General features: G+C 60.6%; 7 protein-coding genes. 5 read left to right on the top strand and 2 right to left on the bottom strand.

Translation table 11 applies throughout. From position 1 onward, the window contains the following. Window positions 1–910, bottom strand: a 910-nt coding sequence (locus tag AC1DO7_RS36910) for an acetyl-CoA C-acyltransferase (RefSeq protein ID WP_477117278.1), incomplete at its 3' end; no start/stop codon positions are given. After that, window positions 907–2,193, bottom strand: a complete 1,287-nt coding sequence (locus AC1DO7_RS36915) for an acetyl-CoA hydrolase/transferase family protein (protein ID WP_441622601.1) — start codon at window positions 2,191–2,193, stop codon at window positions 907–909. The genes AC1DO7_RS36915 and AC1DO7_RS36910, both read right to left, overlap by 4 nt. A gap of 830 nt (window positions 2,194–3,023) precedes the next feature. Here AC1DO7_RS36915 and AC1DO7_RS36920 point away from each other — a divergent pair. From AC1DO7_RS36920 to AC1DO7_RS36940, 5 genes are all read left to right on the top strand, one after another. Next, entirely contained in the window at window positions 3,024–4,967 is a 1,944-nt protein-coding gene (locus AC1DO7_RS36920; protein WP_441622603.1) for an AMP-binding protein, read from the top strand. A gap of 58 nt (window positions 4,968–5,025) precedes the next feature. Then, on the top strand, window positions 5,026–5,811 hold the full coding sequence (locus tag AC1DO7_RS36925; protein WP_441622605.1) for an SDR family oxidoreductase: 786 nt from the start codon (window positions 5,026–5,028) through the stop codon (window positions 5,809–5,811). 59 nt (window positions 5,812–5,870) lie between these two features. Continuing rightward, window positions 5,871–6,701 carry an enoyl-CoA hydratase/isomerase family protein gene (locus tag AC1DO7_RS36930; protein ID WP_441622607.1) on the top strand — a complete coding sequence of 277 codons (831 nt, stop codon included), beginning with the start codon at window positions 5,871–5,873 and terminating at the stop codon, window positions 6,699–6,701. A 21-nt stretch (window positions 6,702–6,722) separates the two neighbouring features. Then, window positions 6,723–7,910: a CaiB/BaiF CoA transferase family protein gene (locus AC1DO7_RS36935; RefSeq protein ID WP_441622609.1), complete on the top strand. Its 1,188-nt coding sequence runs from the start codon at window positions 6,723–6,725 to the stop codon at window positions 7,908–7,910. A gap of 555 nt (window positions 7,911–8,465) precedes the next feature. Further along, window positions 8,466–9,162, top strand: a 697-nt coding sequence (locus AC1DO7_RS36940) for an amidohydrolase family protein (protein WP_477117279.1), incomplete at its 3' end; no start/stop codon positions are given.

Genomic DNA, 9,162 nt, shown 5'->3' on the forward strand with positions numbered 1-9,162 from the left:
GGCGTTGAACTGCAGGCACGGGACCAATGCCCATTTGCGAAGGCTCGCACCCTGCCGCAGCCCAGCCGACCAGGTACCCCATCGGCGACAGTTCAAGTTCGTCGAGCTTGTCCTCGGCGACGATGAGACACGCGGCTGAGGCATCGTTCTGCTGGCTCGCGTTTCCGGCCGTCACAGTTCCACCGTTGCTGATCGGGCGCAGCTTGGAAAGCGACTCCACAGTGGTCCCGGGCCTGATACCTTCGTCACGCGCAAACAGCAGCTCGTCACCCTTCTTTTGCGGGATTGAGACCGGTACGACCTCATCGTCGAACCGCCCACTCTCCCAGGCGTCCGCCGCACGCGCGTGGCTCCGGGCGGCGAACCCATCGGCTTCTTCCCGGGAAATGCCGTACTCGCGCGCGAGGTTCTCGGCTGTTTCTAGCATTCCGGAGATGTAGCCGAAGCGCTCCTCAGGCTGCGAACGCTCTCGTCCACGTTCGAGCCGGTCGAGCAGGCGCGCCGAACCGGAGCGTTTGCCCCAGCGCATGTCGGTCGAGTAGTACTCGATATTGCTCATGCTCTCGACTCCACCTGCGAGAACGACATCGGCGGCTCCACTCTGAACCATCATCGCGGCAGTAACGATGGACTGCAGGCCGCCTCCACAGCGTCGGTCGAGTTGCATGCCCGGCACCGCGATCGGCAGCCCGGCGTGCAATGCGGCCCAGCGGCCGATGCAAGGCGTTTCGCTGTTGGCATACGATTGCGCAAACACCACGTCGTCAATGCGCGCCGGATCAATGCCAGAGCGCGCTAGTACCGCCTGGATGACGGTACTCGTCAGCGCTTCAACCGGAACCCCGCGCAAACTGCCGCCGAATGTGCCGACGGGGGTGCGCACGGGTGCCACAATGGCAGCTCGTCTCATGAAATCTCCTTGAATGTGGGTTTCCGCGCGCCCGGCACTGTGGCGCGCGCAAGTTCGTCGCGATCCTCCGGATGCGCGATCGCGATCATCGCGTCGATACGTTGTGCAAGAGTGAGCGCACGTAGGTCAGCGACGCCGTACTCGGTCACGATGATTGCGGCGTCGCTGCGCGGCGTGCTAACCGGTCCCGCAATCCTGGGTACGATCCGGGCATGCCGGCCAGCACGCGACGGCAGTACCACGATCGGCAGGCCGCCACGCGAACGCCGCGCCCCACGCAGGAAGTCCATGGCGCCGCCGACGGCGCCGAGATACCGTCCGCCCGCGACTTCCGCGTTGACCTGTCCGCTTATGTCGACTTCGATGGCCGCATTGATCGCCACAAACCGGTCAATCGATTCGAGCACGCGAATGTCGTGCGTATAGCTCGTGGCGCGGAACTGGATAGCGCGATTGCGGTGCGCAAACCGATGAATGTCCGCTGAGCCCATGATCGTGCCGGCAATTGTTACGCCGAAGTCGATCGTTTTGCGGGCGTTGGTGACCACGCCCCGGCGCATTAGCTCCGCGACAGTGTCGCCGATCGCGCCGCTGTGAATCCCGATATCGCGATGACCGGACAGGGCTGCCAGCACGGTTTCCGGCAAGGCGCCGATGCCACATTGCACGGTGGCGCCATCATCGACGAGCCCTTGCACATGCGACGCGATCGCCAGCTCGACGTCCCCGGCTCGGCTTGCCGGCGCATCGGGCAACGCCCGCGACGACTCAACGAGCAGATCGAAGTCCGTCTTGACCAACCTCCGTGGACCGTAGGTCCATGGCGCCTGCTGATTGACCTCCGCAATCACCACGCGCGCCGAATCGATAAGGGGCACCAGATACTCGTGACTCGCGGACAGGCTGAAGCAGCCGTCAGCATCCGGGGGCGCGACCTGCAACAGCAGCACGTCCACCTTTGACGGACCTTCAGTCAGCACTTTCTCCAATGATGAATAATGAGCCGGCAAGATGTCGAGAACCCCGGCTTCGGCGAGTTGCCGATTCTGAGCTGTACCGCAGTATGAGCGGAAGTCCACCACATCCTCGAACGCTGGCTGCAGCGTGTCGCTCCAACTGGCGCCGATGAACACAGTGAAACGCCCACCTACTGCGTGGCGTTGTGCCATGAGCAGGCGCGTGAGCGTCACGGGCTCCGCAGAGCACTGCCCCCAGGCGACGGTGTCGCCTGGGCGGACCCAGCCTGCCAAGTCCAGGCTCGCGATGTCGCCAACGATCGTCATGATAGCTTTGTAGGCTTAAGGGCAAGTAACGATTGGGTCATGCGAAAGTCTCCTGCTAGTGGGGCTGGACCTCGTCGACCTCGCGGAGAAGGGCGTTGCGAAGCACTAATGCAATGATCGCGAGGCACAGGGGGGTGATCTGTCTTTTCCCACAATGGACGTCCGTCGATACCTCCGTCAATGCAAAGTCAAGAACCATTCCGTACTTCGAAAAACCGCTGTGTATGGCGTGGCCCCGACACGAGGTCCCTGGCAATGCAGAGCGGCTAGCCCAGCTCAATCCAGAGTTTTCAAAGTACGGAACGCAATGTGGGAGAACATTGACTTGCCATCAGGCGTCGCGCACGATGAAAAACAGAAACCGCCCGTGAATGACTTTTGGTCTGAAAGACGCGCCGGGTCGACACGTGGCGCCGCCACGTTCGGAGACATGCAATGAGAAATGTTTACAAGGATCCTGCACTACGAGATACGCCCAGTCAGATGCGCATCGGCAACGTAGTCAAATCCTGTCCCCTATCGAGGCGTCGAGACGTATGTGGGCCCGGGCAAATTCCAATTCCTTCCGCCCCGCGTTTTGGTGACAAGGTGACCCGGTGCGGCGGTCTCGTCGAGAGCGAGTCAAAGACGGCTAGTAGCCACGAAGTCGTATGCGTGACCGTCTGCGGCAACGCCAGCGTGGTCCTCGTGGAGTCGGCGATGCGGTGCGGGAAAATCTCAGGAATCAGTCCCTGAGCCGAGGCGTCGGAGACGCCGTTGCCGGCAGGGGTGCATAGCATAGTCGCCCCTTTTCCATTTAATGAATCTTGTGTTCTGTAGGTGTATTTTCGATGAGTGACTATCTAAGGGATGCATGGCAACCGACGGCCGACGATATTGCCTCGTCAAACGTTACTGCGTTGATGCGGCGGCTTGGTCTCGACAGCTACGACGAACTGCTGGCGTTCTCCAATGCTCAGCCAGAGGCTTACTGGGATACCGTGCTGGATTTCTGCGGCGTGGTGTGGGACACCAAGTACGACGCGTATCTGGACTCATCCAATGGTCTTGAATTTCCCAACTGGTTTCCAGGGGGGCGCCTAAACTGGGTCAAGTCGATCTTCAAGTGGGCCGATGACGTCGAGATGGCCCAGCGCCCCGCTGTCGTTGCAGAGCGCGAGGATGGCAGCGTACAGCGCGTAACTTTTTTTGAACTGAGGGAACGTGTGGCGGCGTTTGCCGCAGGCATGGCATTGATTGGCATCGAACGTGGCGATCGGGTCGGGCTGTTGATGGAGAATGGCGTCGAGGCCACGGTCACGATGCTCGCCTTAGCCTGGCACGGTGCCATTGCTGTTCCGTTGTTCAGCGGCTTTGGCGTCGACGCAATCGTGTCCCGTCTTTCATCGTGCGGCACCAGCAAGCTCATCGCGACTACCGGATTCTCCCGCCGGGGGAAATGGGTCGATACGCGTAAGTTAGTTGCCGAAGCACTGACCAGATTGCCCGAGATCCAGACGGTTGTCTGGAAGCATGCCGGCGAAGACATCACCTTCAACGAGACGGTTGTCGCATGGGAGGACATCGCCAGGGCCGCGCCGCCGTCGCCGGAGCCCGCGGGGATGTCGCCAGTCGACCCCTTCATGATAGTGTACACATCGGGCACCACGGGAAAGCCGAAGGGCGCGGTCCATACCCATGGTGGCTTTCCACTGAAGATCGCTCACGACGCCGCCGTTCATTTCGATGTCCGCCGCGGCGACGTCTTTTGCTGGCCCGCTGACATGGGGTGGATCGCTGGCTCTTTGGTCATGTCGAGCGCGCTGCTAAGCGGCGCTACGCTGGTGTGTTACGACGGCGCCCCAGATTTTCCCGATTGGTCGCGCATGTCGCGGCTCATCGAGCGTCACCGCGTGACCCATTTCGGCTCCGCACCGACCCTGATTCGTGGTCTCGCCGCCAATGCAAGGATCGCGACACAAGGTGATGTATCGTCGATTCGTCTGCTGATCACGGCCGGCGAGGGTATCGATCCCGAGCACTTCTCCTGGTTCCAGCACGCGTTCGGACGCGGACATCGGCCTGTGATCAACTACACCGGCGGGACAGAAGTATCCGGGGCATTGCTATCGAGTGTGGTGGTGCGGCCGATCAGTCCGGGCGGATTCAACACCGCCTCGCCGTCGGTCGAGGCCGATGTCGTCGACGCAAGCGGCAACCCTGTTGTCGGCGCGGTGGGCGAACTCGCGATTCGACGGCCCTTCGTGGGCATGACTAGCTCGTTCTGGCAGGACGACGCCCGCTATCTGGAATCCTACTGGCACGCAATTCCCGGCATCTGGGTCCATGGTGATCTCGCCATGAGGCGCGAAGACGGCACTTATTTTCTCCTCGGTCGCTCCGACGACACGATCAAGCTTGCGGGCAAGCGCGTCGGCCCCGCGGAAATCGAGGAAGTACTTCTTGAGCTGTCTGCGGTGTCCGAAGCGGCCGCCATCGGCGTCGACGATCCGGTCAAGGGACAGAAGCTCGTCGTATTCCTGATCCCGGCGCCATATTGGGATGGCGACGAGGTCAAATTGCGCCGAGATGTAGCCCAACACGTGGATGAGCGGCTGGGCCGTCCGTTTCGCCCGAGCCAGATGCATCTTGTAACCCAACTGCCCAAAACGAGGAGTTCAAAGATTATGCGGCGCGTCATCCGCAGCATCTACACCGACCAGCCGGCGGGCGATCTGTCATCGCTCGACAATCCGGCTGCAATCGAGGAAATCCGTCTCGCTGCGCAGCATTGACGCGCAATCCGCCYTTTCACGAACCGACTCGGTGTCAAAGCGCCGGGAGGAAGAGAAGATGAACCTGAATCTTAAAGACAAAACCGTCTTGATCACCGGCGCCTCGCAGGGTATTGGCGAAGGTCTGGCATGGGCGTTCGCCCGGGAAGGCTGCCATTTGCGGCTAGTTGCGCGTTCGGGGGAAAAGCTTGCCGCGATCGCAAGCAAGGTCTCCGCGGAACATGATGTCGAGGCGGACATCCTCGCGATCGACATGACGCTGCCCGGCGCTGTGGCCGAAGTCGCGCAGTTCGGCGAGACAACTGACGTCATGGTCAACAACGCAGGCGCCATTCCAGGAGGCAACCTCTGGGATGTCGACGAGGAGCGTTGGCGCGCGGGATGGGAATTGAAAGTATTTGGGTACATCAACCTGACTCGCGCACTGTACCCGGTGATGAAGGCCCGAGGTGGCGGCGTGATATTGAACAACATTGGCAACGGCGGTGAGAACTTCGACTTCAACTACATTGCCGGTACGACCGGGAATGCGGCACTGATGGCGTTTACGCGAGCCCTGGGCGGCCGCAGTCTCGCCGACGATAACATTCGCGTGGTCGGCGTAAACCCTGGGCCGGTTGATACCGATCGCATCAACAAGGTACTAAAAGGGCACGCGCAACGCCTGCTCGGCGACGCGGATCGCTATACCGAACTGCTCGCGAACTATCCACTTGGTCGCGCTGCAACGGTCGACGAAGTCGCGGACCTGTTTGTCTATCTCGCCTCGGAAAAGTCTGCTTACACATCCGGCGCGATTTTCACTGTCGACGGCGGGATTACTTCTCGCCGATCTGTCGGCTAACTTCATCACATCCCGGATCGCCCTCCCTGCATCCAACGGCGATCCTTCAAGGAAATGAAATGTCTGAGAACGGCATCGACTTCAACCCTGTCTACAAAGCCTACACGCGACTCGCCTTCGACCGTCCGGCAGCGGGTGTACTGCGAGTGACACTGAACCGACCCGAGAAGCTCAACGCACTCGATGAGCGCGGGCATGATGAGATCGCGCGCGTCTGGCGCGATATCGATGCCGACGAGACAGTTAGCGCGGTACTGCTTTGCGGCGCCGGACGTTCCTTTTCAGCCGGCGGCGACTTCGACATGGTCGAAACGATGATTAACTCGTTCGAAGTGCGTTCCCGTGTCTGGCGAGAAGCGAAGGATCTTGTTTACAACATCGTCAACTGTTCCAAGCCGATCGTTTCTGCTATCCAGGGCTCCGCGGTGGGGGCGGGGCTCGTTGCCGCCTTGCTCGCCGACATTCCCGTCGCCGCGCGCACAGCCAAACTTGTCGATGGACACACGCGTTTGGGCGTAGCTGCCGGTGATCACGCCGCAATTGTCTGGCCGCTATTGTGCGGTATGGCGAAAGCCAAGTATCACCTGCTGTTGTGCGAGCCGGTTAGTGGGGAAAAAGCCGAACAGATGGGCCTAGTGTCTGTCGCGGTGGACGAGTCGGAGCTCCAGGAGACCGCGCTTTCCATCGCGACTCGCTTGGCCCAGGGGGCGCCGACGGCGATTCGCTGGACGAAATACGCGCTGAACAATTGGCTACGCCAGGCGGGCCCGACGTTCGATGCTTCGCTTGCCCTTGAAATGCTCGGATTCTCCGGGCCCGAGGTCATCGAGGGCGTTGCGGCGTTTCGAGAAAAGCGCGCCCCTGCATTCTCGCAGAAGGTTGCGATCTAACGCCAGGGCAACGGAAATTACATGATGTCTAAGGTACTTGATGGTATTCGCGTCCTCGACTTCGGCCGTTATATCGCTGGCCCCTTCTGTGCAGCACTCCTCGCCGACTTCGGCGCCGATGTGATTCGCATTGACCGTGTCGGCGGTAGCGAAGATCGCTTCGTCATGCCGGTGACCGACACTGGCGAAGGGGCATTTTTCCTGCAGGTCAATCGCAACAAACGATCGCTCACGCTTGACGTCGACAGCCCCGGTGGACGGGGAATCGTGCAGCGTCTGCTAAAAACGGCCGACGTCGTGATCGCGAACATGCCGCCAGATACGCTCGCAAATCTCGGTCTCGACTACACGACCATCAGTGCCGTCAAGCCCGATATCATCCTGACCGCGTCGACGGCATTCGGTACGCACGATGATGCGAGCCACCGCGTCGGCTTCGACGGCATCGGCCAGGCGATGAGCGGGGCGGTCCATATCTCCGGCCAACCGGGCAGTCCCACGAAGGCTATGGTGCCGGTGGTTGATTTTTCTACCGCATTATCGAGTGCGCTTGGTACCGTCATGGCCCTATATGAACGTCGTAGCAGCGGCAAAGGCCAATCGGTAGATGCGTCCCTGTTGCAGACAGCGCTGAATCTCTCGAGCGGAGTGCTCATCGAGGAGGCCACGCTTCAGATTAACCGCCAGGCCACCGGAAATCGTAGTCCGATCGCCGGCCCGTCCGACATTTTTCGCGTCGCAGACGGCTGGATCATCGTGCAGGTGATTGGCCAATCCCTCTTCAAACGCTGGGCGCGCATGGTTGGCGCACCGGATCTGATGAACGACCCGCGATTCTCGGACGACCTCCTGCGCGGAGAGAATGGCGACGCGTTGAGCAAGATGATGTCGGAATGGTGTGCGTCGCGCACGCGCGAAGCGGCGCTTTCCGAACTCGAGGCTGCCAAGATCCCTGCCGGTCCTGTCTATTCACCGCGCGAGGCGCTCGAGGACCCCTCAATCCGCGCATCCGGTGCGTTCACCTGGATCGAGTACCCGGGGTTGCACGGCCCGGTACCGATCGTTTCGCCTCCAGCCCGCCTTTCCCGCACGCCACCGGCCATCGACACCCGGCCGCCCACGATTGGCGAGCATACCGACGAGGTCCTGCGGGAAATCGGCTACGCGGCGGAGGAGATCGATGCGTTCCGTGCCTCAGGGGTCGTCTGATGCTGACGTAAATCTCCGGCGGCCGGATTGGGCGACGACGTGTATCACAGGCATTAGTCGTCACATTAAAGTTGGGGGCTCGCGAAAGCACGGAGGCCCGCTCGAGGTCCGCGCGGACGGTGGGCGCATGCACGTGGAGCATCAAGCCGAACATGTGTTGCCGGACGTCGTGAATAGGAAGTCACTAGGAGAAACAGCCCAGTACACAAGTTGGCTGCATCCCGTCCAGAGGGCCACATATTCCCTTGCTTAGACGCGGGCGAAACTCAGCTTCACTAATCCGGTGCCATAAATCAACTGCAATGCTCCGCGACACGAAAGACACGGTTCCGCCCCTCTAATGTGAATTTTAATGTACGGAACATCATTCCGCGACAGATTGACCGTTCCGCGCACGGCTCATTAAATGGGGACATGGTTGACCGAAGGCAGAATGCCGGGCCGTTGGTCACCGGGACGAGGCGACAAGTGTCCAATTCTACCAACGCGTGGTTTAGGTGACAACTTTGGTCACGGCGGCCACGGAGTTCCATAACACCAAGAGGAGACATTCGAATGACTGTGAACAAGCAAAAGCGCACGTTGATCCGGGGAGGCAGCATCCTCAGCAACGACAAGGCGATTGGGGAGCTTCGTATAGGCGACGAAGCGATGAACTCGGGCATCACCACGTTATACGACTGGTGCCACAACAACAATACGCCGGACCACGCCGAGCAGGCCTTCCTCGGTCTTCGCGACGCCGGTATCCGAGGGGTATGGGGCTACGGCAATGCCAATGACGACAACCTGCCCCCCAACATGACGATCACCGACCTGAATGATGTGCGGCGCATGAAGACGCGGTACTTTTCTTCGAGCGACCAGCTTCTGACGATGGCGTTCGCCGCCCGGGGTCCCGAGATCACTACGCTCGAAATCACCGAGCGGGAGTTCCATTTTGTACGCGATCTCGGTCTGAGGATCACCATGCATGTCGGCGTTGGCTCCTGGCACGTCGACCCGATGAAACAACTGCACCGGCGCGGACTGCTGTCGAATGACACGACCTACGTGCATTGCAACATGCTCAGTCGGGACGAGATGCAACTAATTATCGATACGGGTGGCACGACGTCGATCTCTCCGGAGACGGAACTCAACATGGGCCTAGGCGACCTTGCCACGCTACGCCTGCTCGCGCTAGGCCACCGGCCGAGCATTTCGACCGACGAAGCATCGTCCGCGCCAGGTGACATGTTCAGTTCGATGC

It is taken from the genome of Cupriavidus sp. 05N40 (assembly GCF_056397305.1).

Excerpts from the sequence above, each read along its gene's own strand:
- AC1DO7_RS36935 (WP_441622609.1), top strand. The coding sequence starts at position 6,723 with ATGATGTCTAAGGTACTTGATGGTATTCGCGTCCTCGACTTCGGCCGT.
- AC1DO7_RS36920 (WP_441622603.1), top strand. The coding sequence starts at position 3,024 with ATGAGTGACTATCTAAGGGATGCATGGCAACCGACGGCCGACGATATT.
- AC1DO7_RS36930 (WP_441622607.1), top strand. The coding sequence starts at position 5,871 with ATGTCTGAGAACGGCATCGACTTCAACCCTGTCTACAAAGCCTACACG.
- AC1DO7_RS36925 (WP_441622605.1), top strand. The coding sequence starts at position 5,026 with ATGAACCTGAATCTTAAAGACAAAACCGTCTTGATCACCGGCGCCTCG.
- AC1DO7_RS36915 (WP_441622601.1), bottom strand. The coding sequence starts at position 2,193 with ATGACGATCGTTGGCGACATCGCGAGCCTGGACTTGGCAGGCTGGGTC.